This window comes from Aeromicrobium ginsengisoli, from assembly GCF_004134905.2.
Taxonomy (GTDB): domain Bacteria; phylum Actinomycetota; class Actinomycetes; order Propionibacteriales; family Nocardioidaceae; genus Aeromicrobium; species Aeromicrobium ginsengisoli.
In genome coordinates this window covers 692882-718231 of sequence record NZ_SDPQ02000001.1, presented here as the reverse complement: position 1 = coordinate 718231, position 25350 = coordinate 692882, and the positions used below count along the sequence as shown (strand labels likewise).

Here is a 25350-nt window from a genome sequence, read left to right as displayed (position 1 = left end):
ACACCTAGAGCCCGAACGTGTCGCGCTGGTCCTTGGGCACGAGCTCGAGGAACTCGGGGTGGTCGCGGATGACCTTGGGCACGAACGGACAGTAGGGGAGTGCCGTGCCGCCGCGCTCGGCGATCTCGGCGAGCGCACCGCGAACCAGCTCGGTGCCGAGGCCACGGCCCTCGAACTCGGTGTAGATCCGGGTGTGCGGAAGGGCGTACTCGTCGCCGTCCTTGCGGTAGTCGAGGAATCCGGCGAGCTCGCCGTCGACCGTGATCTCGAACCTCGACGAGGCGGGATTGTCCGCCACTGTGGTCGTCATCCGACATTCCCTTCGGCTGAGATGTTGTCCGTACAGGAGAACATGCGTCACAATGGTCTCAGGTGCTCCCAAGACGCTGGGGAAGGCGACACTAGGGAGGCACCGATGAACATGTCTTCGCCGACCACCCCGACCCGGGGTGTTCTTTTCGTGCACTCAGCTCCGTCTGCGCTCTGCGCGCATGTCGAGTGGGCTGCTGCCGGCGTGCTCGGCGGCACTCCCGACATCGCCTGGGTGCCGCAGGCCGCCGAGCCCGGCACCTACCGCGCCGAGCTGTCGTGGCAGGCCGCTGCTGGCACCGCCGCCGCGATCGCCTCTGCCTTGCGCGGGTGGGACAAGCTTCGCTTCGAGGTCACGGAGGAGCCCACGGCCTCGACCGAAGGGGCGCGCTACTCCTACACGCCGTCGCTGGGCATCTTCCACGCGATGGCCGGACTGCACGGCGACATCCTGATCCCCGAGGACCGCATCAAGGCGTTCCGCGTCAAGGTCGCCCTCGGTGAGGTCGACATGGAGACCGCCCTCGACGGCCTGCTGGGCACCGCGTGGGACGCCGAGCTGGAGCCGTTCAGGCACGCCGGCGACGGTGCGCCCGTGCGCTGGCTCCACCAGGTGATCTGAGGCCGGTCAGCCGATCTGCACCGTGACCGCGGGCGTCGCCTCGTCCGTCTTCTTGTTGAGCAGGCGGAACTGGCGATCGCCCGAGCGCGACGTGTAGAGCTCGGTCTTGAACCGGCCGCCGCCCTTGGTCGTCGTCTCGATCGGGAAGTCGTCCCAGTCGCTGCCATCGTCCTTGACCTGGACCTGGAGCTCGGCACCTGCGCCGACGGCGGGGAACGCGCCCTCGATGACGAACCGCTCGCCGGGGGCGACCTGGGACTTCGACGCCCTGATCGTCGGCTCCGGCTCGTCAGGGTTGGGCTCGGAGGTCTGGGTCGGCTCCGGCTCGGGCGTGGTCGTGGGGGTCGTCGACGGCGCTGTCGTCGGGTTGCTGATGGGCGCGAGGTTGACCGAGCCGAGTCCGGTCGCCTCGACCAGGGCCGAACCGCCGAAGCCGAGGACCGCGCCCAGAACCGCGCCGACCACCACGAACCAGAAGACCAGCCGTTCCGCGAGTCGCCGACGGCGTACCTGCTCCTCGTCGCGTACGGGCGGTGCCGGGGACTCGAGCGTGGTGGGCACGCGGCCGCTCCTCGCGGGCGGTGTCGAGCCGTCGTGGTCGACGATCGCGTCGATCGCGTCCTGCACGGTCACCAGGCTGTCGACCGTGTCATCGGACAGATAGAGATCGAAGCGCCGTCCGAGCTCGTCGGCCAGCTCGACGATCGTGAGCGAGTCGGTGCCGAGCTCCTTGAGGATCGCCTCAGGCACGACTGCGTCGGCGGGGCACCCGACCAGTCGGACGAGAATGTCCGTGAGTTGTTCGTGGACTGATGAGGGAGACGGCACGCGTCGAGTCTAACGAGCGGTGTGTGCGTTCCCGCACACCACGCAGGGCCAGCCCAGCGTCCTCGACAGGACAGCCCTAGGATGTCCGGATGGAAAGCGTCGAGGACGTTCAGTACCTGGTGGTGCATGGCTACCGGCGCGCATTCCGCATCTCCGGCTCCGGACCTGCGCTGCTCCTGCTGCACGGCCTCGCCTGCGACTCGTCGACGTGGCTCGACGTCATTCCGACGCTGTCGGAGCACTTCACCGTCATCGCTCCTGACCTGCTGGGCCACGGCGAGTCGGACAAGCCTGACGCCGACTACTCGCTCGGCGGCTACGCCAACGGCATGCGTGATCTCCTGACGGTGCTGGGCATCGACAAGGTCACGGTCGTGGGGCACAGCTTCGGTGGCGGTGTCGCGATGCAGTTCGCCTACCAGTTCCCTGATCGCACCGAGCGCGTCGTGCTCGTGTCGACCGGCGGGCTCGGCAAGGAGGTCACGCCGCTCATCCGCTTCCTCACGGTCCCGGGCAGCAGTGCAGCGCTCGCAGCGGCGACGTTCCGGCCGTGGCGCCCTCTCGTCGCCGCTGGCATGCGTGCGCTCTCCCGTACGCCGTTGACCGCGACACGCGACCTCGACGAAGTGGCTCGCATCTACGAGTCACTGGCCGACCGGGCGACCCGCCGAGCCGTCCAGCGCGTGACCAGCCACGTCCTGAACTGGAAGGGTCAGTTCGTGACGATGACGGATCGCAGCTATCTCGCCCGGCTCATGCCGGTGCTGGTCGTGTGGGGCAGTGACGACATGGTGATCCCGGCCAAGCACGCCGACTTCGCACCGACCCAGGTCTCCGATGTTCACGTGCTCAACGACGCCGGGCACTTCCCGCACAAGGACCATCCGGAGGAGTTCTGCAACCTCGTGACGGCGTTCATCGCCGCCAACGAGCCCGCGCACTACCACCGCGGTCGCTGGCGCGCGCTGTTGCGCCGAGGCGACCAGTACGCGCTCGAGAGCGTACCGGCGGCCGTCGACCAAGGCGTCGAGCCGGCGATCAGCTAGAGACGGCCGGGCGGGGCTCGACCACGGGGTCGGCCTCGAGCAGGGCCGCTTCTTTTCGGCGTTGTCGTTTGGTGTTGCCCGTCGCCCAGGCGCCGACCACCACCGCGGCCCAGCCGATGAACGCACCGGCGACGTCATCGGCGATGAAGTGCCAGCCGAAGTAGATCGTGGCGAGCACGACGAGTCCGAGGTAGACCCAGGCGATCAGCTGCACGACCTTGCGCTGGTTGGTCGCGCGCAGGAACAGGGCGGCCGAGACGACGACCGAGACGTGCAACGACGCGAAGCCCGCGATGCCGTAGGTGCTGCCGCCCGCAGGGTCCTCGTAGAACTTGGTGGCCGCCCTGAAAAGGCTGCGTTGGAGCTGGGCGGCACTGGTGTCGGGCAGATCGGCGAACATCGACGGTTGGACGAACGCCGGGCCGAACGTCGGGAAGATGTAGTAGCTGACGACGCCCAGCACCCAGTTGAGGCTCAATGCGGTGGCGTACCAGGCGCCGAGCGAGAGGTCCTTGCCCCACACGAGGAATGCGCCGAGGGTCAGCGGGATCAGCGGGAGGTAGGCCACGTAGATGACCGAGAGGACCTGGGCGGCGAATCCGGTGCCGAGCAGGTCGTGCAGCACTGGCGCCGGGTTGTGGTTGAAGAACAGGAAGTAGTCGATGTCGAGCATCTGCTTGTCGAAGTGCACGCCTTCGCGGGCCAGCGGCAGGTCGCTCTTGAGGTTGCGATAGCTGACGTAGCAGATGTAGAACGACACCAGCCCGAGCACGATGTAGAAGACGCGCTTCCACGTCCACTCGTCGCGGATGATGTCCATGAACAGGAACAGGCGCGGGCGTACCTTCAGGGCGCGCAACGGTTCGAGGTCCGCGGGGATGCGGTTGGCCTCGAAGCGCCGCGCGGCGACGAGCCGGTCGGCGCCGTTGGTCATGAGCCACAGCGGGATGAGCAGGACACCGAGCCAGGCCCAGTCACCGATGTAGGGATGGGCGTAGCCGGCCACGGCGCGCACGGCCAGGAGCGGCAGCACGATGCGCACGGTCTGGCGGGCCAGGGCACGGCGCCAGGAGATCGGGCGCAGCGTGGACTCGTCGAGCACCACGATCTCGGTCAGTCGCGAGATCGTCGTCATGCCCGTGGTCGTCTGGCTGCGCAGCTCGAGGGCGGCGAACGCCGCCACCACGGCCAGCGCGACCGCGACGACCGAGATCCGGCCGATCGTCGAGCCACCTGCTGCCGTCCAGCCGATCGACGCGATGCCGGCGACGAGGCCCCAGAAGAACGTCGTGACGAGGGCGTCGAGCAGGCGGCTGGTGATCGGCGAGCTGTAGTCGAGCGAGCGGCGCCACTGCGGCGTGCCCGTGAACGTACGCCTCGAACGGCGGAACGCCGGGGGAGCGATGCCTGCAGCGAAGAACAGCAGGCCGATCACTGGCAGACGGATGTAGGCCGGACCGAGGAATCCGTCAGGGTCGCGCAACGGGACGTCGTACTTCTTGGAAGCCACGACCGCAGCCAGCCCCACGACAATCGAGAGACAGACCGCGAAATGGTAGGGCCGTTGACGCATGGTCGCCATCCTATTGGGCGACCCTGAGGGTTCCTTGTGAGGGTTTGTCTCGGACCGGGATCAGGCGTCGCCGCCCACCTGCGGGACGTCGGCGACGGCCGTCGGGTCGTCGATGCGGAACCGGTTGAAGGCCTCGCGTACGGTCTCGGGCCGCACCGAGCCCCGCTGCGACAACGTCTGCAGGACCGACACGACGATCGACTCGGCGTCGACCTGGAACGTACGCCTGGCAGCGGCGCGCGTGTCCGCGAAGCCGAAGCCGTCGGTGCCGAGCGACTGCCACGGACCGGGCACCCAGCGGGCGATCTGGTCGGGCACCGCACGCATGTAGTCGCTGACCGCGACCGTCACGGCGGACGTGTCCATGAGCTTGACCGTGATGTAGGGCATCCGGCTGTACTCGCCCGGGTGGTTGAGGTTCCACTTCTCGGCGGCGATCGCGTCGCGGGCGAGCTCGTTCCACGACGTCACGGACCAGACATCGGCCTCGACGCCGTAGTCGGCGGCCAGGATCTCCTGCGCCTTGAGCGCCCACGGCACCGAGACACCCGACGCCATGATGCGCGCGGATGCCTCGCCTCCGGTCGCCTTGCGGTAGACGTAGGCGCCCTTGAGGATGCCCTCGACGTCGACGTCCTCCGGCTCGGTCGGCTGGTTGATCGCCTCGTTGTAGACGGTGAGGTAGAAGATGATGTCCTCGCCGTTGGGGAACGTCTCGGTCGAGCCGTACATGCGCTCGAGGCCGTACTTCATGATGTGGCTGATCTCGAAGCCGTAGGCCGGGTCGTAGTGCACGACCGCGGGGTTGGTCTGCGCGATCAGCGGCGAGTGGCCATCGGCGTGCTGCAGGCCCTCACCGGTCAGCGTCGTACGACCGGCGGTGGCGCCGATCAGGAAGCCGCGCGCCAGCTGGTCGGCCATCGCCCAGATCGAGTCGGCGGTGCGCTGGAAGCCGAACATCGAGTAGAAGAGATAGACGGGGATCATCGGCTCGCCGTGCGTCGAGTAGGCACTGCCGGCCGCGATCGCCGACGCCATGGCACCGGCCTCGCTGATGCCCTCGTGCAGGAGCTGGCCCTGCGCCGACTCCTTGTAGGCGAGCAGCAGCTTGCGGTCGACCGACTCGTACGTCTGGCCGGCCGGGTTGTAGATCTTGGCCGACGGGAACATCGAGTCCATGCCGAACGTGCGATATTCGTCGGGCGCGATCGGGACGATGCGGTGCCCGATCTCGGGATCCTTCATGAGATCGCGCAGCAGGCGTACGAACGCCATGGTCGTGGCGATCTGCTGCTTGCCCGAACCCTTCTTGAGCTCGTCGTACATCTTGTCCTCGGGCAGCTTGACGCTGACCGGGTTGACGACGCGCTTGGGCAGCGAGCCTCCGAGCGCCTCGCGCCGGGCGCGCATGTACTGCATCTCCTCGCTGTCCTCGCCCGGGTGATAGAACGGCGCGATGTCGCTGCCGTCGATCTGGGCGTCGGAGATCGGGATGTTGAGGCGGTCGCGGAAGCCCTTGAGGTCGTCCTTGGTGAGCTTCTTCATCTGGTGCGTCGCGTTGCGGCCGGCGAACGACTCCAACAGCCAGCCCTTGATGGTGTGCGCCAGGATGACCGTCGGCTGGCCCGTGTGCTTCTGGGCGGCGTCGAACGCCGCGTAGACCTTGCGGTAGTCGTGGCCGCCGCGGGGGAGCCGCTCGATCTCCTCGTCGGACAGGTGCTCGACCATCTTGCGGAGACGCGGGTCAGGACCGAAGAAGTTCTCGCGGTTGTAGGCGCCGGACTCGACCGACAGGGTCTGGAACTCTCCATCGGGCGTGCGGTTCATCTGGTTGACCAGGACGCCGTCGGTGTCGCGGGCGAGCAGGTCGTCCCACTCGCGGCCCCAGACGACCTTGATGACGTTCCAGCCGGCGCCACGGAACGTGGACTCGAGCTCCTGGATGATCTTGCCGTTGCCCCGGACGGGGCCGTCGAGCTGCTGAAGGTTGCAGTTGACGACGAACGTGAGATTGTCGAGCTCCTCGCGGGCGGCGATGCCGATCGCGCCGAGCGACTCGGGCTCGCCCATCTCGCCGTCGCCGAGGAACGTCCAGACGTGCTGCTGGCTCGTGTCCTTGATGCCGCGGTTGTGCAGGTAGCGGTTGAAGCGCGCCTGGTAGATCGAGTTGATCGCGCCGAGGCCCATCGAGACCGTGGGGAACTCCCAGTAGTCCGACATGAGCCGCGGGTGCGGGTAGGACGACAGGCCGTTGCCGGCGCCGTGCGAGTGCTCCTGGCGGAAGCGGTCGAGCTGCGTCTCGCTGAGTCCGCCCTCGAGGAACGATCGGGCGTAGATGCCGGGGGCCGCGTGGCCCTGGAAGTAGATCTGGTCACCGCCGCCGGGGTGGTTCTTGCCGCGGAAGAAGTGGTTGAAGCCGACCTCGTAGAGGCTGGCCGCCGACTGGTAGGACGCGATGTGTCCACCGACGCCCAGCCCCGGGCGGTTGGCCCGGGACACCATGACGGCAGCGTTCCAGCGGATGTAGGACCGGATGCGTCGCTCGATCGCCTCGTTGCCGGGGAACCACGGCTCACGCTCGGGCGGGATCGTGTTGATGAAGTCGGTGCTGCGCAGGGCGGGGACGCCGATGTTCTGCTCGCGGGCACGCTCCAGGAGCTTGAGCATGACGTAGCGCGCGCGACTGCGTCCGCGGCTGTCGATCATCTCGTCGAGCGAGCTGACCCACTCGGAGGTCTCGTCCGGATCGATGTCGGGCAACTGGGTCGGCAGACCCTCGTGAATGACAGCGGGTCGTTCGGGGCCGGATTGCGGCATGGTTGCTCCCTATGAGTCTTGTGGACGTGTCCATCATTCCACCCCGGGTTCGCTACTGTGTTAGCGGCAACAGTGCTGACGAACCTACTTTTCAGTAGGTTTTCGACGAACGTAGGGAGACATCGCGGTGGACGCGGGCAAGTTGGGCTTCGGTCCTGACACCGTCATCCAGGAGCTGGGCTGGGATGAGGACGTCGACGAGGAGCTCCGTGTCGAGATCGAGCGTGTCACCGGCAACAACCTGGTCGACGGAGACCATGGTGATGTCGTCGACGGCGTGATCGTCTGGTGGCGCGACAAGGACGGCGATCTGATCGATGCGCTGGTCGACGCGTTGCAGGACCTCGCCGAAGGCGGCTCGGTCTGGCTGTTCACCCCCAAGGTGGGCCGACCCGGATACGTACCCGGTGCCGACGTCGTGGAGGCAGCTCCGATCGCGGGTCTGTCGACGACGACCACGGCATCGGCGTCCGACGACTGGGCCTCGACCCGCCTGACGGCACACAAGCGCTGAAACCGAACGAGCTCTGCGAGTGAGCGTCGACGTCGGATCTGCTGCGCCGGACTTCAGTCTTCGGAGCCAGCACGGCGAGGACATCGCCCTGTCCTCGTTCCGGGACTCGCGAAATGTCGTACTCGTGTTCATCCCGTTCGCGTTCAGCGGCACGTGCACGAGCGAGCTCGGCGAGATCCGCGACCACCTCGACGCGTTCGCGGCCCACGACACACAGGTGCTCGCGGTCTCGTGCGACCACTTCTTCTCCAACCGGGCCTTCTCCGACAGCGAGGGCCTGACGTTTCCCGTCCTCAGCGACTTCTGGCCGCACGGCGAGGTCAGCAGGGCCTACGGCACGTTCAACGCCGAGGCCGGAGCGCCCAACCGGGGGACGTACGTGATTGATTCCGAGGGAATCGTGAGGTGGATGGTGCAGGTGGGGATCGGCGAGCGTCGCGACCTGTCCGACGTGCTGGCCGCATTGGCCGAACTTTCCTGAATTCTTCCCAAATTACCTGCGGGTGAACCTGTCGATACGGTTTGATTGACGTGCCGCGGCTGCCAGGGACCCGAGACCTTGGCAGCCGCGGTTCGCGGTTGTCCCGCCGCGTTGCGGATACGGCTCGTGCGGGTCGCTTCCGGGCGAAGCATCCGGAGGCTGCGGGCGATCATTACGTCTACCTCCCGGAGGCGGCGGGCTGAACCTCTTCGTCGTGTGCACAGACAATCTGCTGCCTTATGGGCTCGTCATCTCGCCCCAGGCCGGCCTCGAGGTCGAGATCGGCGGCGGCTGGGGAGCGACGTACACCTGGTTCTGAGGCGCGACCCGACTCGGAGCACGCCCTTGCGGTATCGTTCCGCTGGTCCTGCGGGCGAATAGCTCAGTTGGTTAGAGCATCCGGTTTACACCCGGAAGGTCGGGGGTTCGAGTCCCTCTTCGCCCACATCAGCCGTGACCCCGACTAGTCTTTGGTCGGGGTCGCGGCAGTTCCGCCCACCACCGACGTGAGCCGAACGGAGTCTGCGTGGCAAGCGTGTACCGGCGTGGCAACGACTGGCTGGTCGGTTCGCCCGAGCAACCGTTCACACGGCTGCGGGCCCGCGTCCAGGTCCTGCTGACGACGCTGCTGATCCTGACCAACGTCATCGGCGCCGGCATCGTGTTCGGCCTGACGTTCCTCATCACGCCGGGCGAAGGGCCGTCCAGGTCGTATCTCACGGCCTTGGCGATCGCGGTTCCTGTGTACGTCGTCGGCGCGGTGGTGATCGGCGCGAGCACGGTCACGGTGAGCGCCCTGCGAGCACTGCGCTGGGCGTTGGAGGAGCGCGAGCCGACCGACGCCGAGCGTCGCACGGCGTTGCGCCTGCCGTTGCGGCTCACCTTGATGCAGTCGCTGCTGTGGTTCGGTGGCGTGATCGTCTTCGGGACCCTCGCGATCGTCATACAGCCGGGCGCTGCCGTGAGCGCGTTCTTCGCTGTCGGCATCGCCGGTGTCGTGGTCAGCGCGATCGCCTACCTCGTCACGGAGTTCTCGCTCCGGCCGGTCGCGGCCCGGGCGCTCGCCGGCCGGTCGACGACCGATCGGCTCGGCGCCGGTGTCCAACGCCGCATGATCGTGTTCTGGAGCCTCGGCACGGGTGCGCCGGTGCTCGGTCTGGTCGTTGCGGCATTCATCGCCCTGACGATCGACGATCCGAGCGTGAAGCGCCTGTCGTGGGTCGTGGCCGGCCTGGCCGTGGTGATCCTGGTCTTCGGGCTGCTCGTCACGGTGCTCAACGCCCGCGCGGTCGTCGGACCCATCAAGGCGGTGCAGGCGGCGTTGACCAAGGTCGGCGAGGGCAACTTCGACGTCGAGGTGCGGGTCGACGACGGCACCGAGCTCGGCCTGCTGCAATCGGGGTTCAACGAGATGGTGCAGGGTCTGCGCGAGCGCGAGCGCATCCGGGACCTGTTCGGCCGGCACGTCGGTCAGTCCGTGGCCCGGGCGGCGACAGTCGGCGATGTCGAGCTGGGTGGCGAGACCCGGATCGTCTCGGTCCTCATGATCGACCTGATCGGCTCGACGACGTACGCGGAGAACCGGCCGCCCAGCGAGGTCGTCGGCATGCTCAACCGGTTCTTCGAGGTGGTCGTCGAAGAGGTCGATCGGCGCAACGGGCTGGTCAACAAGTTCATGGGTGACGCCGTGCTGGCGATCTTCGGAGCGCCCGTGGACCTCGACGACCACGCCACCGCGGCACTGGCATCGGCCCGGGTGATCGCTGCGCGCCTCGCGGCCGAGATGCCCGAGATCGGTGCCGGCATCGGGGTGTCGACGGGCCAAGCCGTTGCGGGCAACGTGGGTCACAGCTCGCGCTTCGAGTACACCGTGATCGGGGACGCCGTGAACGCGGCGGCACGTCTCACCGAGCTGGCGAAGGACGTCGAGGGACGCGTCCTGGTGTCGTCGGCCAGCGTGTCCGCCGCGAGCCCCGAGGAGAAGCCGCTCTGGGCCGAGCACGAGAGCGTCGTCCTGCGGGGGCGCGACGAACCCACGGACACCTTCCGCCTGGCCTGACCTGCCAGGTCAGGCGACAGCTGTGCCGATCCGCTCGGAGAACTCCACGAGGCGGTTGGAGAAACCCCACTCGTTGTCGTACCAGCCGAGCACCTTGACCTGCCGGCCGACCGCTTCGGTCAGCGGTGCGTCGAAGATCGACGAGTGCGGGTTGCCGACGATGTCGGCGGAGACGAGCGGCGCCTCGGAGTACTGGAGATAGCGTTCCAGCGCCTCCGACGCGGCCGCTTCGCGGAACGCCGCGTTGACCTCGTCGGCGCTGGCTGCCTGCTTCAGCACCACGGTGAAGTCGGTGATCGAGCCGACCGGCACCGGGACGCGCAGCGACGCCCCGGTCAGGAGGCCGTCGAGCTCGGGGATGATCTTGCCGATCGTGCTGGCCGCACCCGACGACGTCGGGATGATCGACAGCGCGGCCGCGCGCGCCCGTCGCAGGTCCGAGTGCGGTGCGTCGTGCAGCCGCTGGTCGCCGGTGTAGGCGTGGATCGTCGTCATGAGGCCCGACTCGATGCCGAACGAGTCGTTGAGCACCTTCGCCAGCGGCGCCAGCGAGTTCGTCGTGCACGAGCCGTTGGAGAAGACGTCGTACGAGTCCGGGTCGAGCGCGTCGTCGTTCACGCCGAGGACGAACGTCGGCACGTCGCCCTTCGCCGGTGCCGAGACGATGACCTTCTTCGCGCCGCCCTTGAGGTGGGCTGCTGCGGTCTCGCCGTCGGTGTAGCGGCCGGTCGACTCGATCACGATGTCGGCGCCGACGTCACCCCACGAGATGGCAGCCGGATCGGGCTCCGCGAAGACGGTCATGCGCTTGTCGCCGAGGGTGATGGCGCCGTCGTCGGCTCCGACGCCATCGAGGTGGCCGGAGATCGAGTCCCACTCGAGCAGAGTCGCCAACGTACGCGCGTCAGTGAGGTCGTTGACCGCGACGACCTCGACGTCCGCGTCGTTGGCGAGGGCGGCGCGCAGGTAGCTGCGGCCGATCCGGCCGAATCCGTTGATGCCGATGCGTACGGTCATGTCAGGGTCTCCTTGGGATCGTGGTGCTGGGCGCTGCTGCATGCAGCAGGTCGATGGCGCCGGCGCAGGCCTGCTCGAACGGCGCCGGGTCCTGTTGGGCGATGGCGAGCACGTAGCCGCCCTGAATCACCGACATCAGGGTCCGCGCGAGCCGTTCGGGGTCGAGGCCGTCCTGCAGCTGGCCGGCGGCGATCGCCTCGCGCAGCACGCTCGTCCAGCTGGCGTGCGTCTGGGCGAAGGCGCGCGCCACGGGAGCGAGCAGGACGGGGTCCTCGCGAACCTGCGGGTCCTGCGTCATGCGGCCGACCTTGCAGCCCTTGAGGGCGTCACGCTCGCGGGTCAGATAGGCCTCGATCCGTGCCAGCGGATCGCCCGGACCATCGAGGTCCGAGGTCGCCGGCAGCGCGTCAGCGACATTGCGCTCAAGGGCCGCGAGCGCGAGGTCCCGCTTGGTGGGGAAGTGGTGATACATGCTGCCCTGTCCCACGCCCGATCTCTGGCGTACGTCGCGGGGACTCGTGTCGGCGTAGCCGCGCTCCCACAGGAGCTGGCTCATGGTCTCGACCAACAGGTCACGGGAGCTCATGCGGACAGCCTATACATACCAGTAGGTACAGAACCAGTCAGTCCGCCAGCTCGCGACTCGGGTGCGGTCCTGCGTGGAACGATGTCGCCATGACTCAAGCCGGACGCGCGAGCGACATCGCTGCGCGGCTTCGCGCGGCGGGCAGCGTGTTCGCCGAGGACGAGGCCGCGCTGCTCGTCGCCGAGGCGCGAACGCCCGAGGATCTGGAGTCGATGATCGAGCGGCGGATCACCGGCCTGCCGCTCGAGGTCATCGTCGGCTGGGCGGAGTTCTGCGGTCTGCGCATCGCGGTGGAGGCTGGCGTGTTCGTGCCGCGGAGGCGTACTGAGGTGGTGGTCCGCGAGGCGGTCGCTGTCGGGCGTACGGGCGCGGTCGTGCTCGACCTGTGTTGCGGGACGGGCGCGGTCGGCGCTGCGATCCACGCTGCATTGGGCGGCGTGGAGCTGTATGCGTCGGACGTCGAGCCCGCCGCCGTGAGGTGTGCGCGCCGCAATGTCGAGCCGCTCGGTGGGCGGGTGCTCGAGGGCGACCTTTACGAACCGCTGCCGGCATCACTGCGGGGACGCGTCGACCTGCTCGTGGTCAATGCGCCGTACGTGCCGACCGAGGCCATCGCGCTCATGCCGCCGGAGGCTCGCGAGCACGAGCCTCACGTGACGCTCGACGGGGGAATGGATGGCGTCGACATCCAGCGGCGAGTCGCCGCCGGCGCGGCTGAATGGCTGGCCCCCGGGGGACGCCTCTTGATCGAGACGAGCAGGGAGCAGGCGCCCCTGACGGTTGCGGCATTCCGTGAAGGTGGACTGACGGCGGAGGTGCGGCGCGCCGACGACGTCGATGGAACTGTCGCGATTGGCGTACGAGCCCGCTGAATCGGTGCCACGATGCGGCATGCGTGTGCGTGAGCTTGTCATCGGCGCCGTGGCGGTTGCCTGCCTGGCTGCATGCACGTCCGGCTCCGATGCGGCTCCCCGGCCGAAGCCGAACAAGCCGGTCGTGCGCACGATCGATCCCGCCAAAGCCGCGACGCTGAAGCTCGGCGCGGACCTGAAGGTCGTCGCAACGCTGCCGAGCACGTTCCACCAGCAGGACACGTACTTTCGAGGCTTCACGGCCGACGGGAAGGTCTTGGGAAGCGTTTCGCTGCCAGAGGACCCGGCGAGCGGTGGGATGGATGGCTTCTCGTCCCAGGCGTCTGCAGTGCTCTACGACCTGGCGACGAAGGAGTTCACGGTCCTGGACTCCCGCAGGCGCGAAAGGAACACGCAGATATGGAGCATCGTCAGCTCGGGTGACTTCGTGGTGTGGCTGGAGTCGCCCGAGACCACCGCCAGCAGCTCCGCGGTCGCGATCTACTCGTACGACAGACGCAGCAAGAAGGTGGCGCAGCTGTTCAGCGCGGACGACCCGGCCGGAATCATGAACGGAGGCGAGGACCTGGTCGTGAGGGGCGACACGGTGTACTTCAGCAGGTTCGCGTGCTGCCGGACGCGCGATCGCGGGAACGCCGCGGTGCACGCCGTGCCCGTCGACGGCTCGGCTCCGGCCAAGGTGCTCGTCAAGGGCGGAAAATGGGTGACGCTTGCCGCCGACTCCCTGACGTACGAGGTCAAGGACAAGCAATTCAGCCGCGACCTCGAGACCGGCGAGACGAAGTCGGCGCCGGTCAGCCCACGTGCGAAGGAGCAGGGCTTCTGCGGAGCCGAGTTCACCGAGTCGTTCGAGACCTTGTGCATGGGCGAGCCGTACAACGTGGAAGGTGACACCTTCGTAGATGACGCCTTGCTCACGATCACCGAGACGGCCGGCAGGACGACAGTCCTTCAACCGTTCCCAGTCGAGGCGGACGCCGACTCGGTTCCCCGTGACGTCTTGTCCATCGGTCCCTGGATCGGTGTCACGATGACCGATGACGGTGGCGCTGGTCGAATGTTTCTCGTCGACCTGGAGTCCCGCGCCGTGAAGGCGTTCCCCAGCAACACCGCGTTCGACGCGATGAATGACGACAAGACGCAGGCGCTGCTGAGGATCGAACGCACGGGGCAGCGGGCTTGGCCGCAGGTCATCGTGCAGATCCCGCCGATCAGCTGAGGGCCGCTGTGGACAGCCGGAGCGCGGTGTCGGGGTCGGCTGACACAGTGGGGTCATGCCTTCGACGACGAGCACCGAGCTGGATGCCACCACTGCGCTGCGCAAGCTGACCGGGCGCGACGACGCGGTCTTCCACGACGGTCAGCTCGAGGCGATCCAGGCGCTCGTCGACGACCGGCGACGGGCGCTCGTCGTGCAGCGGACCGGTTGGGGCAAGTCGGCGGTCTACTTCATCGCGACGCTGCTCCTGCGACAGCGCGGTGCCGGGCCGACCCTGCTGGTCTCGCCGCTGCTGGCGCTGATGCGCGACCAGGTCGCGGCTGCGTCACGCGCGGGCGTACGAGCCGTGGCGATCAACTCGGCCAACCCGCACGAGTGGGAGGACACCCAGGCCAAGCTCGCCGCCGACGAGGTCGATGTGCTGCTGGTGTCGCCCGAGCGGCTCAACAACCCGCGTTTCCGTGACGAGCAGCTGCCCGCGCTGATCGACCGCATGGGCATGCTCGTGATCGACGAGGCGCACTGCATCTCCGACTGGGGTCACGACTTCCGGCCGGACTATCGCCGGCTTGCCGAGCTGATCGGCCGGCTGCCTGACGACCTGCCAGTGCTCGCCACCACGGCGACGGCCAACGCCCGCGTCGTGACCGACGTCGCGGAGCAGCTCGGGTCCGTCGACCAGGTCACGACGATCCGCGGCTCCCTCGCCCGTACGTCCTTGCGTCTCGGTGTCCTCGAGCTGACCGGTTCGCGCGACCGGTTGGGCTGGCTGTTGAGCCACCTCGCCGAGCTGCCGGGCAGCGGCATCATCTACGCGCTGACCGTCTCGGCGGCCGAAGACACAGCGCGACTCCTGCGCGAGGGCGGTCACGCCGTGCGTGCCTACACCGGCCGCACAGACCCCGAGCAGCGCGAGGAGCTCGAGCGACAGCTCAAGGGCAACGAGCTCAAGGCCCTGGTTGCCACCAGTGCGCTCGGCATGGGGTTCGACAAGCCCGACCTCGGCTTCGTGATCCACCTCGGCGCACCGTCGTCGCCGGTCGCCTACTACCAACAGGTCGGCCGTGCGGGCCGCGCCACCGACAACGCCGACGTCCTGCTGCTCCCGGGGCGCGAGGACGCCGAGATCTGGCACTACTTCGCCACCTCGTCGATGCCGAGCGAGGAGCGGGCCGCCGCGGTGATCGGCGAGCTCAGCGACACCCCGCTGTCGACGCCTGCGCTCGAGGCACTCGTCAACATCCGGCGCACGCCGCTGGAGCTGCTGCTCAAGGTGCTCGACGTCGACGGGGCCGTGCGCCGCGTCCAGGGCGGATGGATCGCGACCGGGCAGCCGTGGACGTACGACCGGGAGCGCTACGAACGCATCGCCGAGGCGCGCGCCGCCGAGCAGAAGTCGATGATCGACTACGAGCGCGCCTCGACCTGCCGCATGGAGATCCTGCAGCGCGACCTCGACGATCCGACGGCCGCGCCGTGCGGGCGATGCGACAACTGCGCCACACCGTGGTTCCCCACTGACGTCGCCGACGATGCGGCACGCGTGGCCTCCAGCACCCTCGACAAGGTCGGTGTCGAGATCGAGCCGCGGGCCCAGTGGCCGACCGGTGCCACCCGACTGGGCGTCGAGGCCAAGGGCAAGATCCCCGAGGACGAACGATTCGAGCCCGGCCGCGCGGTTGCCCGACTGACGGACCTCGGCTGGGGTGGCGTGCTGCGTGAGCTGTTCTCGCCCGGCGTTGCCGACGCGCCGGTCACTGACGAGCTGCTCGGCGCGTGTGTCCGGGTGCTCAAGGACTGGGGCTGGGTGCAACGACCCGCCGCCGTCGTCAGCATGCCGTCGAGGTCGCATCCCGAGCTCGTCGACTCACTGGCGCGTGGCATCGCGCGGATCGGGCGGCTCGAGGACCTCGGATCGCTCGACCAGCTCGGGGAGGGCTCGCGCGGTGGCCCGGGCGGCAACAGCGCCTACCGGCTCGCCGACGTGTGGGGAACGTTCGGCGTCAGCGATCAGCTCGCGTCTGGCTTGTCGGCTCTGGCCGGCCAGCCGGTGCTCCTGGTCGACGATCGCATCGACAGTCGCTGGTCGATGACGGTCGCTGCGCGAGAGCTGCGCCGCCACGGTTCCGGCTCGGTGCTCCCACTGGCCCTTGCGGTCGTCGCCTGAACTGTCGGCGCCCCAGATGACCACCGGGTGAACGCTTGCCGAAGGGTCGGCGAGAAGGCCCGTTCTGGTTTGGAAAGCCGTGGTTTCGTCCTGCAACCTTCTTGTGGCAGTCAGCCATGAGCTCTCGGACAGGACGAAATCAGGATGCGGTCGATCGACTCTCGCAGGGGAGTTCTGGCGGGGATCTTCGGCGCGACTCTCGCGCTGACGGCGTGCGGCGGGCCGAGCGAATCGGCCGCTTCAAGCGCCTCGTCGGCTGTGCGCATCTCGGCGGGCGTCGACGACTGCGGCAAGGGCTGGGCGTCCCCACACGGTGGGCGCCAGACGTTCGAGCTGCACAACACGACCGTCGCCGGCGAGGAGGTTCATCTCGAGAACGCGGCCACAGGTGCGCTCTACCTCGACGTCGAGAGCCTGGGCGCTGACGCTCGCCAACAGGCCACTGTGACTCTCGGGAACGGGACCTACCGGTTCGTGTGCCTGCCGTCGGACGGCGAGGCCGCCCTCGGCGCCAAGGTCACGATCACCGGCTCCAAGGACGTAGCCGGTGCGACGCCTCCGTTGAAGCCGGTGACCCGCAACGAGCTGATCCCGGCGCTGAAGTCGTACCAGACCTGGGTCCGAGGCAGGCTGCCCGTGCTCCAGACGCAGGTGCAGCAGCTCGAGACGGACCTCAAGGCCGGCGACCTCGCCTCGGCCCGGGCCAGCTGGCTCGCCGCCCATCAGACGTACGAGACGTTGGGCGCCGCCTATGGCGCGTTCGGCGACCTCGACGGAGCAATCAACGGGCTACCCGCGCCCGGCAAGACAGCGAGGCAGGACCACCACCTCGAGGGCTTCCATCGCATCGAAGCCCTGCTCTACGGTGGCGCGCCGGCGAGCGACATCACCCCGTACGCCTCCCGGCTCGTGCGGTCGGTCTCGGACCTGCGGTCGGCGTTCGTGAGCGGGCGGGTCGATCCGGTCGACATCGGTCTGCGGTCGCACGAGATCCTCGAGAACGCCCTCGAGTTCGAGCTCACCGGGCGGACCGACGCGGGCAGTCACACCGCCCTGGCGACCGTCGACGCCAACCTGACCGGCACGCGCGAGGCCCTGGAGCCGCTCCGCACGATCCTCGCGGAGCGCTATCCCGACCTCGCGGCGACCGAGCGCGCGCTCGACACCTCCCAGCACCTGATTCGTACGTTCCAGGGCGCCGACGGTGAGTGGACCCCGCTCTCGGCCCTGACCCGCAGCCAGCGGGAGAAGGTCAACGCCCAGATCGACGCGACGCTCGAGCTGCTCGCACCCGTCGCGGCGATCTGCGACCCGAGGAGGACCTCGTGAGGCGCGATCCCGAGGTCACCGGAGTCAGCCGTCGCAACCTCCTCGGCGGGGCTGCGGCCGGAGCGGTCGCTGTGGCGGCGGGCTCAACGCTCCTGCCGCGATCGGCGAGTGCGGCGACCGACACCGCCTCCCATCAGTACGCCTTCGAGGGCGTGCACCAGCGCGGCATCCTCACGCCGGCTCAGGCGCAGGCGAGCTACGTGGCGCTCGACGTCACGGCGTCGTCCAAGGCGGAGCTCGTCGACCTGTTCCGCACGATCACGTCGACGGCCCGCTCGCTGACGAAGGGTGGGACCCCGCCGGACACCGGTCTCGCCACACCGCCGTCGGACTCCGGTGTGCTCGGCCCGGTGGTCCCGTCCGACGGGCTGACGATCACGACGTCGGTCGGCGCGTCGCTGTTCGACGACCGATTCGGCCTGGCCGACCGCAAGCCCGCACGGCTGCGCCGTATGGAGGACTTCCCCAACGACGACCTCGACCGCGCGGTGTGTGACGGCGACCTGCTCCTGCAGATCTGCGGGCACCACCAGGACACGACGCTGCATGCGCTGCGCGAGATCACCCGCGCCACTCGCGGGGCGATGCAGGTGCGCTGGCGCCGCGACGGCTTCCACTCGCCGCCGCGACCGGCGGGCTCGTCACGCAACCTCATGGGCTTCCGCGACGGCACGGCCAACCCGTCGACCGCGGACGCCTCGCTGATGAACCAGCTGGTCTGGACCCGGTCCGGCGGCGACGAGCCGGACTGGGTCGACGGCGGCAGCTATCACGTGGTGCGTCAGATCCGGATGCTCGTGGAGTTCTGGGACCGCATCTCGATCCGCGAGCAGGAGAACATCTTCGGTCGCCGGCGCGACAGCGGTGCGCCGCTCACGGGCTCCAAGGAGCACGATGTCCCCGACTACGCCGCCGATCCCTCCGGCGAGGTGATCCAGATGGACGCGCACATCCGCCTCGCCAACCCGCACACGGCGCACGCCAAGAAGCAGCAGATCCTGCGTCGCGGCTACAACTACGACGGCGGCACGGATGCCAACGGCAACCTCGACATGGGCCTGATCTTCACGTGCTTCAACGCCGACCTGGAGCGCCAGTTCGTCGCGATCCAGAAGCGCCTCGCCGACGAGCCTCTCGTCGACTACGTCTCGCCGTTCGGGGGTGGCTACTTCTTCGCCCTCCCCGGCGTACGGGATCACCAGGACTGGCTGGGCCGACGGCTGCTCACCTGAGCCCGTCGCCCAGCCACACGCAACACCCACCCCCCGAGAAGATGAGGAAGAAACATGGTGACAAGGACCAAGCGTCTGCGTCAGGGCGCGATGGCGCTCATGGCGACAGCCGGCCTCGTGGCCGGCGGCGTGCAGCTGTCGGCCGCAAGTGCCCATCCGCGCGTGGCGCACCAGAGCGGGCGCACCTCCCGCACCAAGACCCCCATCAAGCACCTGGTGGTCCTGTTCGACGAGAACGTCTCTTACGACCATTACTTCGGCACCTATCCCAAGGCCGCGAACTCTGACGGCGTGACGTTCCACGGCTCGAGCCGTACGCCCAAGAACAACAACCTCGTGACTTCGGGTGCGCTGACCAACAACCCCAATGCGTACGCACCGAGTCGCCTCACGCACGCGCAGAACGCGACGTGCAGCCAGAACCACAACTACACGCCCGAGCAGAAGGCCGTGAACGGCGGTGCGATGGACAAGTTCGTCGAGTCGACCAGCGTCGACACCTGCACCGGGCTCTACGGCAGCCCCGGCCTCGCGATGGACTACTTCGACGGCAACACCGTCACCGGCCTGTGGAACTACGCGCAGAACTACTCGATGAGCGACAACAACTGGGACTCCACGTTCGGACCGTCCACCCCGGGCGCGCTCAACCTCATCTCGGGCCAGACCCACGGCGGCACGGCGTACGACCCCAACACCGGCGCGGCACTGACCGGGTCCACCGCCGTTGCCGGCGCCAACGCCTCGGGTGTCGGCACGGTCATCGGTGACCCCGACCCGGCCTACGACGACTGCTCCGACAACGACCACACCGCGACTTCCGCCGTGGTCGGCATGTCCGGCAAGAACATCGGTGACCGGCTCAACCAGCAGGGCGTCACATGGGGCTGGTTCCAGGGCGGCTTCACCCCGTCGACGGCCTGGGACGGGACCAAGGGGCACTACGCGAAGTGCGAGACGACCACGACGAACAGCATCGGGCAGAACGTCCGTGACTACTCGCCGCACCACTCGCCGTTCGAGTACTACAAGTCGACGTCCAACCCGCACCACCTCGCACCGACGTCGCTCGCCGAGGTCGGTCACAACGGTCGCGCCAACCACAACTACGACCTCAGCTACTTCGACAAGGCGGTCAAGGCCAACACCCTGCCCGCGGTGTCGTTCGTGAAGGCGCCTGAGGCGCAGGACGGCCACGCTTCGTACTCCAGCCCGCTGGACGAGCAGAAGTTCCTCACCCGCGAGATCAACGCGATCCAGAAGTCGAAGTCCTGGTCGAGCACGGCGATCGTCGTGACGTACGACGACTCGGACGGCTGGTACGACCACGTGGCGCCGACGATCCTCAACGGCTCGGCCGATCCCGCCACCGACCAGGCGGTCTGCACGACGGCTGCCGGGAAGTCGGCGACGGCTCCCGCCGGTGGCTACGCGGACCGCTGTGGACCGAGCCAGCGTCTGCCGTTCCTGGTGATCTCGCCGTTCGCGAAGCGCAACTACGTGTCGCACACCAGGCTCGAGCAGCCCTCGGTGCTGAAGTTCATCGAGCAGAACTGGGGCGTCTCGAGCATCGGTGATCACGCGTTCGACTCCCGGGCGAACACGTTCACGGCGATGTTCGACTTCCGGCACCCGCAGCAGCACACCGTGCTGATGCGCTCGGACGGCACCGTCAGCTCGACGCCGCCGGTCAAGGTCAAGGCCGGCTGATCCGCTCAACGCCGTCCCGCACGAGGCCCACACGGCTCGTGCGGGACGGCGTTGCCGGTTCACTACAGTGACGGCATGCCCACACTGCGTGACGTCGTCAGCGTCCTCGACGGCTTGTACGACCCGCGGTGGGCCGACAGCTGGGACGCCGTCGGCACCGTCGCCGGCGATCCCGACGCCGAGATCACCAAGGTGCTCTTCGCCGTCGACCCCGTGCAGGCAGTCGTCGACGAGGCGGTCGCCTGGGGCGCCGATCTCGTCGTGACGCACCACCCGCTGTGGCTCAAGGGGGTCACGAGCGTGGCGGCGACCTCGCCCAAGGGGCGTGTGGTCCACACCCTGATCAGCAACGGCATCGCGCTGCACACGTGCCACACCAACGCCGACAGCCCCGTCCTCGGGGTCTCGGAGTCGATGGCGCTGGCGCTGGGACTGTCGGACGTACGCCCGCTGGAGGCTGATCCGGCAGGTCCGACCGACAAGTGGGTCGTGTTCGTGCCCGAGACAGACGCCGACCGGGTCGTCGCCGCGATGCACGCCGCGGGCGCCGGGCGGATGGGCGACTACGACTCCGCACAGTTCCGGTCGACCGGCACCGGATCGTTCCGCCCGCTCGAGGGCGCCGACCCGGCGATCGGTGAGGTCGGCACGGTCGAGCACGTCTCCGAGGCGCGGATCGAGATGGTGGCCGAACGGCGACTGCGCGACGACGTGCGGGCTGCGCTGCTCAGTGCTCATCCGTACGAGGAGGTCGCCTACGACGTCCTCGAACCCGCCGCCCAGGCGACGGATCGCGGCAGTGGCCGTATCGGGACGCTGGGCTCGGAGATGACCCTGGCGGCATTCGCCGCCCACGTCTCGGAGCGGCTGCCGGCACACCACAGTGCGACCCGGGTGGCCGGCGATCCGGAGCGATCGATTCGCACGGTGGCACTGTGCGGGGGATCGGGCGACTTCCTGCTGGCCACGGCCGACGCGGCCGGCGCCGATGTCTACGTGACCTCGGACCTGCGGCACCACCCGGTCAGCGAGCACCTCGAGAAGCCTGGCGCCTGCGCCGTCGTCGACGTACCCCACTGGGCAGCGGAGTGGACCTGGCTGCCCGTGGGATCGCGTGCGCTGGGCGAGCGGCTGCCCGGCATCGAGACCAAGGTCTCGACCATCGTGACCGATCCCTGGACCTCGCACATTTCGTGAAGGCCCGGCGGATCGAGCGGCCCGTGACGGGGAACTCTGTGCCGGTACGGTAGCCCTTGTGAAAGCCGACCCCACCGCCCAGTCCGCCCTGCTCGACCTGCAGGCTCAGGACTCCGTCCTCGCCCAGCTCCAGCACCGCAAGAACTCGCTCCCGGAGCACGCCCAGATCGCTGATCTGCAGGCCAAGGCGAACGACCTCGACGGGGCACGCATCGAGGCCGACACCGAGGTGTCCGACCTCACCCGCGCGCAGAAGAAGGCCGACGCCGAGGTCGAGCAGGTCAAGACCCGGCGCGCCCGCGACGAGGAGCGGCTCAACTCCGGAGCGATCAGCAACCCCAAGGACCTCGAGAGCCTGCAGCACGAGCTCGTCGCGCTCGAGCGCCGCATCTCGACACTCGAGGACGACGAGCTCGAGGTCATGGAGAAGCTCGAAGAGGCGCAGACCCGGTTGACCGCCCTCGAGTCGGACCTCACCGCCATCAACGAGGACCTCGCGCAAGCTGTCGACGCCCGCGACGCGGCGATCGTCGTGCTCGACGAACAGGCCGCCGCGGCTCAGGCCGACCGGGCACAGGCCGCGGCCGGGGTGCCCGACGAGCTCATCGCGCTCTACGACAAGGTGCGTGCCCAGTACGGCGGCCTCGGTGCGGCTGCCCTGCGCGCCCGCAGGTGCGAGGGCTGCCGGCTCGAGCTCAACGGCGCCGACCTGCGAGACATCGCGGCGGCTCCGGAAGATGACGTCCTGCGCTGCCCCGAGTGCGGCCGCATCCTCGTACGTACGGCCGAGTCCGGGCTGTGACCTCGCGGATCATCATCGAGGCCGATGGTGGCTCACGGGGCAACCCCGGCCCCTCGTCCTACGGTGCGCTGGTCCGTGACGCCGACACCGGGGCGGTCATCGCCCAGCGGGGCGAGACGATCGGCATCGCCACCAACAACGTCGCCGAGTACTCCGGACTGATCGCCGGTCTCGAGATGGCCCGCGAGCACGCTCCCGAGGTCACCGACGTCGAGGTGCGGATGGACTCCAAGCTGGTCATCGAGCAGATGGCCGGCCGGTGGAAGATCAAGCACGCCAGCATGCAGCCGCTCGCGGAGCAGGCGCGCGCCCTCCTGCCGCGCGGCACGGTGACCTGGACCTGGGTGCCGCGCGAGCAGAACACGGCGGCCGATGCGCTCGCCAATGCCGCACTCGACGACGAGGCGGCCGGTGGGCCCGGCACGGTCGGCGGCACCGCTCCGCAGGCGCCAAGCGCCCAGCTCGGCTGGCGGGGTGGGGCGTCGGGCGAGCCCACGACGATCGTCCTGTTGCGCCACGGCGTCACGCAGGCGACCGAGCGCAAGGTGTTCTCCGGCAGCGGGGGAGACGACCCCGGGCTGACTCCGACCGGCGTCGAGCAGGCCCGACGGGCCGCCGCGTGGCTCAAGCGGCTGGGTGGCGTCGACGCGATCGTCACGTCGCCGATGCAGCGCACGCGGGAGACCGCGGCGGTCGTGGCCGGCGAGCTCGGTCTCGACGTCGAGCTCGAGGCGGGCCTGGCCGAGACCGCGTTCGGCGAGTGGGACGGCTTCACGTTCGGCGAGATCATGGAGCGATGGCCGAACGAGCTCGACGACTGGCTCGGGTCCACGGCGGTGGCGCCGCCGGGCGGGGAACCGTTCGACACCGTCGCCGAGCGGGTGGCGGCTGCTCGCGACCGGATTCTCGAAACGTACGGCGGCAAGACCGTCGTCGCGGTCAGCCACGTCACCCCGATCAAGCTGCTGGTGCGGCTCGCTCTGGGTGCACCGATGCAGGTGATCTACAAGATCGAGCTCTCGCCCGCCTCGATCACGACGATCCAGTGGTATCCGGACGGCGCGGCATCGGTCCGCAACGTCAACGTCGTCCCGGAGTAGCCGCTCAAGGATCGAGGGGCTCAGACCTCGGCGACGACGATGTCGAGGCGCTGACCGGCGCGCTCGACGGTCCAGCCGAGATCGGCCAGCACGCTCTGCAGCTCATCGACCGTATGAGGATCGGCGCCCGACTCCAGCAGGCCGCGCACGATGCGGCCCTTGGTCGCCTTGTTGAAGTGGCTGACGACCTTGCGTACGCCGCGGTGCTCGTGCAGGACCCGCATCGTCGCGGTGCGCTCGGCCAGCCCCGCGGGGGGCTTCCCGAGGGCGGTGTACGTCCCGGAACGCAGGTCGACCAGCAGACCGTCGCCGGCCACCTCACCCATGACGCGGGGGAGCGGGGCACGCCACCGGCCCGCGACGGTGCCGAGCCGAGGCAGCGTCACGTTGCCCGACAGCCGGTAGGCCGGGATCAGGTCGTCGGGTCGCAGCAGGCCGAACAGTGCGCTGGCGATCGCGAGGGACTCGTCGGCTCGTTTGCGCGATGCGTCGTCGAGGCTCGGCAGGTCGAGCTCGGAGAACAGCACGCCGGTGTAGATCTCGTCGGCGCGGGCGGTCGGCTCCTGGGGCAGCACCGCGTTGACGGCGATCGCGTCGGCCTGCGTCGCGCCGAGACCGAGCACCTCCATGGCCCGCTTCGGGTTGCCGTTGCAGAGCTTGACGAGCGTACGCAGCAGCTGTGCGCGTACGGGCGTGAGCCGGCCGAAGGAGAGCGTCTCGAGGTCGAGAGGTGCGCCGGACTCCGGGCGGGTCTTGCCCTCGGAGGGCGGCAGCAGGATCAGCACGGACCGACCTTACAGAGTCACCAGATGAGCGACGTCCACGCCCAGAGCATCACGGTGCAGACGACCACCAGTGCAGGAGTCGTCGCCAACCCCAGCAGGTGGAACTCGCGTACGGTCGACAGCGCCCGGCCACCCGACTGCCGCCACAACAGGTTGGCCAGCGACCCGATCATCGTCAGGTTGGCACCGACGTTGACGCCGATGAGCAGGGCCAGGATCGCCAGCGAACCGGCGGAGTCGGCCGCAGGCAGGAGCAGCAGGGTCGCCGGCAGGTTGTTGATGAGGTTGGCGGCCACCATGGCCACCAATGCGGTGACCAACAGCGCGCCGAGCCCGGTGCCGGCCGGCATCGCATCGGTGAACCACTCGCCGACGGCAGTCGTGCCCAACCAGGACACGACGAGCGCCCAGGCCAGGACCACGACCGCGAGCGGGAGGTTGGCAGCGTGCATCAGGTCACGCCACGACGCGGTGCGCCGCAGGAGGGCGTACGCGCTGACCAGCACCGCTCCGACTGACGCGGGGATCCAGGGCGTCGTGCCGGTCGCGAGGGCGAGCAGGACGGCCAGGACGACGACGAGAGGGAACCATGGCAGGGCGTGCGGCTCGCCGGTCGGCGTCGCATACGGTTCGCGGGTCTCCGCGCGGAACCACCAGCGCAGGACGGCGTACTCGCCTGCGACGGCCACCAGCCACACCGGCAGCATCGCCCAGGTGAAACCCACGAACGTCAGGCCGGTCGCGCTGAACACGAGCAGGTTGGTCAGGTTGGACACCGGCAGCAGGGTCGAGCCGGAGTTGGCCAGCCGCACCGTGGCGTACGCGTGAGAGCGGTGCGCGCTGGCGGCGATGAGGATCGGGGTCAGCAGCACCACGGTCGCGTCCAGGCTGAGCACCGCTGTGACCGTGGCTGCGAGGCCGACGCTCCAGGCCAGCAGCCTGACGCTCGACCCGCCGGCCGACCTCGACACCCGGTCACCGAGCACGTCGAACAGGCCCTCGTCGGCACACGCCTGCGCCAGCACCATGATCGCGACCAGGAAGCCGACGATCTCCGCCAGTGAGCCCAGGTCGTGTGTCACCCG

22 protein-coding genes and 1 tRNA gene are annotated in these 25350 nt (G+C 68.8%); 15 read left to right on the top strand and 8 right to left on the bottom strand.

What is annotated here, in order from left to right:
* Positions 1-4: 4 nt before the first annotated feature.
* On the bottom strand, positions 5-310 hold the full coding sequence (locus ESP70_RS03560) for a GNAT family N-acetyltransferase (protein ID WP_149687961.1): 306 nt from the start codon (positions 308-310) through the stop codon (positions 5-7).
* 150 nt (positions 311-460) lie between these two features.
* Between ESP70_RS03560 and ESP70_RS03555 the strand changes: the two genes are divergently transcribed.
* Complete coding sequence (locus tag ESP70_RS03555) at positions 461-931, top strand: DUF3145 domain-containing protein (protein WP_425458381.1); 471 nt, start codon at positions 461-463, stop codon at positions 929-931.
* A gap of 6 nt (positions 932-937) precedes the next feature.
* Here ESP70_RS03555 and ESP70_RS03550 read toward each other — a convergent pair whose 3' ends face one another.
* Positions 938-1759, bottom strand: a complete 822-nt coding sequence (locus ESP70_RS03550) for an acyl carrier protein (RefSeq protein WP_149687960.1) — start codon at positions 1757-1759, stop codon at positions 938-940.
* A gap of 89 nt (positions 1760-1848) precedes the next feature.
* On the opposite strand from ESP70_RS03550, the gene ESP70_RS03545 reads away from it, so the two are divergent.
* Positions 1849-2805, top strand: coding sequence for an alpha/beta fold hydrolase (locus ESP70_RS03545; RefSeq protein WP_149687959.1), 957 nt, complete (start codon positions 1849-1851; stop codon positions 2803-2805).
* On the opposite strand, the gene ESP70_RS03540 is transcribed toward ESP70_RS03545, so the two are convergent.
* Positions 2798-4378 (bottom strand): phosphatase PAP2 family protein, encoded by a 1581-nt coding sequence (locus ESP70_RS03540; protein WP_149687958.1) that lies wholly within the window; start codon positions 4376-4378, stop codon positions 2798-2800. The genes ESP70_RS03545 and ESP70_RS03540 overlap by 8 nt on opposite strands.
* A gap of 60 nt (positions 4379-4438) precedes the next feature.
* Positions 4439-7195, bottom strand: coding sequence for a pyruvate dehydrogenase (acetyl-transferring), homodimeric type (gene aceE / locus ESP70_RS03535; RefSeq protein ID WP_149687957.1), 2757 nt, complete (start codon positions 7193-7195; stop codon positions 4439-4441).
* 127 nt (positions 7196-7322) lie between these two features.
* Between aceE and ESP70_RS03530 the strand changes: the two genes are divergently transcribed.
* The 4 genes from ESP70_RS03530 to ESP70_RS03515 all read left to right on the top strand — a co-directional run bounded on the left by ESP70_RS03530 (position 7323) and on the right by ESP70_RS03515 (position 10249).
* Entirely contained in the window at positions 7323-7709 is a 387-nt protein-coding gene (locus ESP70_RS03530; protein ID WP_056395448.1) for a DUF3052 domain-containing protein, read from the top strand.
* Between the two features lie 19 nt (positions 7710-7728).
* Positions 7729-8190: a peroxiredoxin gene (locus ESP70_RS03525; RefSeq protein WP_149687956.1), complete on the top strand. Its 462-nt coding sequence runs from the start codon at positions 7729-7731 to the stop codon at positions 8188-8190.
* Between the two features lie 371 nt (positions 8191-8561).
* Positions 8562-8635, top strand: a tRNA-Val gene (locus ESP70_RS03520).
* A gap of 81 nt (positions 8636-8716) precedes the next feature.
* Positions 8717-10249, top strand: a complete 1533-nt coding sequence (locus ESP70_RS03515) for an adenylate/guanylate cyclase domain-containing protein (protein WP_149687955.1) — start codon at positions 8717-8719, stop codon at positions 10247-10249.
* A 9-nt stretch (positions 10250-10258) separates the two neighbouring features.
* Here ESP70_RS03515 and gap read toward each other — a convergent pair whose 3' ends face one another.
* Together gap and ESP70_RS03505 are read right to left on the bottom strand one after the other, a co-directional pair.
* A complete protein-coding gene (gene gap, locus ESP70_RS03510; protein WP_149687954.1) occupies positions 10259-11266 on the bottom strand; it encodes a type I glyceraldehyde-3-phosphate dehydrogenase in 1008 nt (335 codons plus the stop codon).
* Between the two features lies 1 nt (position 11267).
* Positions 11268-11852, bottom strand: a complete 585-nt coding sequence (locus ESP70_RS03505) for a TetR/AcrR family transcriptional regulator (protein WP_149687953.1) — start codon at positions 11850-11852, stop codon at positions 11268-11270.
* Between the two features lie 89 nt (positions 11853-11941).
* Between ESP70_RS03505 and ESP70_RS03500 the strand changes: the two genes are divergently transcribed.
* From ESP70_RS03500 to ESP70_RS03460, 9 genes are all read left to right on the top strand, one after another.
* Entirely contained in the window at positions 11942-12724 is a 783-nt protein-coding gene (locus ESP70_RS03500; RefSeq protein WP_149687952.1) for a putative protein N(5)-glutamine methyltransferase, read from the top strand.
* A 19-nt stretch (positions 12725-12743) separates the two neighbouring features.
* Entirely contained in the window at positions 12744-13943 is a 1200-nt protein-coding gene (locus tag ESP70_RS03495) for a hypothetical protein (protein WP_149687951.1), read from the top strand.
* A gap of 55 nt (positions 13944-13998) precedes the next feature.
* Positions 13999-16110 carry a RecQ family ATP-dependent DNA helicase gene (locus tag ESP70_RS03490; protein WP_149687950.1) on the top strand — a complete coding sequence of 704 codons (2112 nt, stop codon included), beginning with the start codon at positions 13999-14001 and terminating at the stop codon, positions 16108-16110.
* A 144-nt stretch (positions 16111-16254) separates the two neighbouring features.
* Positions 16255-17439: an EfeM/EfeO family lipoprotein gene (locus tag ESP70_RS03485; protein ID WP_149687949.1), complete on the top strand. Its 1185-nt coding sequence runs from the start codon at positions 16255-16257 to the stop codon at positions 17437-17439.
* Positions 17436-18671 (top strand): iron uptake transporter deferrochelatase/peroxidase subunit, encoded by a 1236-nt coding sequence (efeB, locus tag ESP70_RS03480; RefSeq protein WP_149687948.1) that lies wholly within the window; start codon positions 17436-17438, stop codon positions 18669-18671. The genes ESP70_RS03485 and efeB overlap by 4 nt, the downstream gene beginning before the upstream one ends.
* 54 nt (positions 18672-18725) lie before the next feature.
* The gene (locus ESP70_RS03475) at positions 18726-20381 is read left to right on the top strand and encodes a phospholipase C (RefSeq protein ID WP_149687947.1); all 1656 of its coding nucleotides are present in this window, start codon (positions 18726-18728) and stop codon (positions 20379-20381) included.
* 75 nt (positions 20382-20456) lie between these two features.
* On the top strand, positions 20457-21578 hold the full coding sequence (locus tag ESP70_RS03470; RefSeq protein ID WP_149687946.1) for a Nif3-like dinuclear metal center hexameric protein: 1122 nt from the start codon (positions 20457-20459) through the stop codon (positions 21576-21578).
* Between the two features lie 58 nt (positions 21579-21636).
* Positions 21637-22380: a zinc ribbon domain-containing protein gene (locus ESP70_RS03465; protein WP_149687945.1), complete on the top strand. Its 744-nt coding sequence runs from the start codon at positions 21637-21639 to the stop codon at positions 22378-22380.
* Positions 22377-23480: a bifunctional RNase H/acid phosphatase gene (locus ESP70_RS03460; protein ID WP_149687944.1), complete on the top strand. Its 1104-nt coding sequence runs from the start codon at positions 22377-22379 to the stop codon at positions 23478-23480. The genes ESP70_RS03465 and ESP70_RS03460 overlap by 4 nt, the downstream gene beginning before the upstream one ends.
* Before the next feature lie 20 nt (positions 23481-23500).
* Here the strand turns inward: ESP70_RS03460 and ESP70_RS03455 are convergent, their stop codons facing one another.
* Both ESP70_RS03455 and ESP70_RS03450 read right to left on the bottom strand, forming a co-directional pair.
* Complete coding sequence (locus ESP70_RS03455) at positions 23501-24265, bottom strand: YaaA family protein (protein WP_149687943.1); 765 nt, start codon at positions 24263-24265, stop codon at positions 23501-23503.
* A gap of 17 nt (positions 24266-24282) precedes the next feature.
* The gene (locus tag ESP70_RS03450) at positions 24283-25347 is read right to left on the bottom strand and encodes an ArsB/NhaD family transporter (protein ID WP_149687942.1); all 1065 of its coding nucleotides are present in this window, start codon (positions 25345-25347) and stop codon (positions 24283-24285) included.
* Positions 25348-25350: the final 3 nt, after the last annotated feature.

What these genes read in the sequence shown, in the direction of transcription:
- gap (WP_149687954.1), bottom strand. Translation starts at nt 11,266, where the DNA reads ATGACCGTACGCATCGGCATCAACGGATTCGGCCGGATCGGCCGCAGC.
- ESP70_RS03495 (WP_149687951.1), top strand. Translation starts at nt 12,744, where the DNA reads ATGCGTGTGCGTGAGCTTGTCATCGGCGCCGTGGCGGTTGCCTGCCTG.
- ESP70_RS03485 (WP_149687949.1), top strand. Translation starts at nt 16,255, where the DNA reads ATGCGGTCGATCGACTCTCGCAGGGGAGTTCTGGCGGGGATCTTCGGC.
- ESP70_RS03490 (WP_149687950.1), top strand. Translation starts at nt 13,999, where the DNA reads ATGCCTTCGACGACGAGCACCGAGCTGGATGCCACCACTGCGCTGCGC.
- ESP70_RS03470 (WP_149687946.1), top strand. Translation starts at nt 20,457, where the DNA reads ATGCCCACACTGCGTGACGTCGTCAGCGTCCTCGACGGCTTGTACGAC.
- ESP70_RS03475 (WP_149687947.1), top strand. Translation starts at nt 18,726, where the DNA reads ATGGTGACAAGGACCAAGCGTCTGCGTCAGGGCGCGATGGCGCTCATG.
- aceE (WP_149687957.1), bottom strand. Translation starts at nt 7,195, where the DNA reads ATGCCGCAATCCGGCCCCGAACGACCCGCTGTCATTCACGAGGGTCTG.
- ESP70_RS03560 (WP_149687961.1), bottom strand. Translation starts at nt 310, where the DNA reads ATGACGACCACAGTGGCGGACAATCCCGCCTCGTCGAGGTTCGAGATC.
- ESP70_RS03500 (WP_149687952.1), top strand. Translation starts at nt 11,942, where the DNA reads ATGACTCAAGCCGGACGCGCGAGCGACATCGCTGCGCGGCTTCGCGCG.
- ESP70_RS03545 (WP_149687959.1), top strand. Translation starts at nt 1,849, where the DNA reads ATGGAAAGCGTCGAGGACGTTCAGTACCTGGTGGTGCATGGCTACCGG.
- ESP70_RS03540 (WP_149687958.1), bottom strand. Translation starts at nt 4,378, where the DNA reads ATGCGTCAACGGCCCTACCATTTCGCGGTCTGTCTCTCGATTGTCGTG.
- ESP70_RS03505 (WP_149687953.1), bottom strand. Translation starts at nt 11,852, where the DNA reads ATGAGCTCCCGTGACCTGTTGGTCGAGACCATGAGCCAGCTCCTGTGG.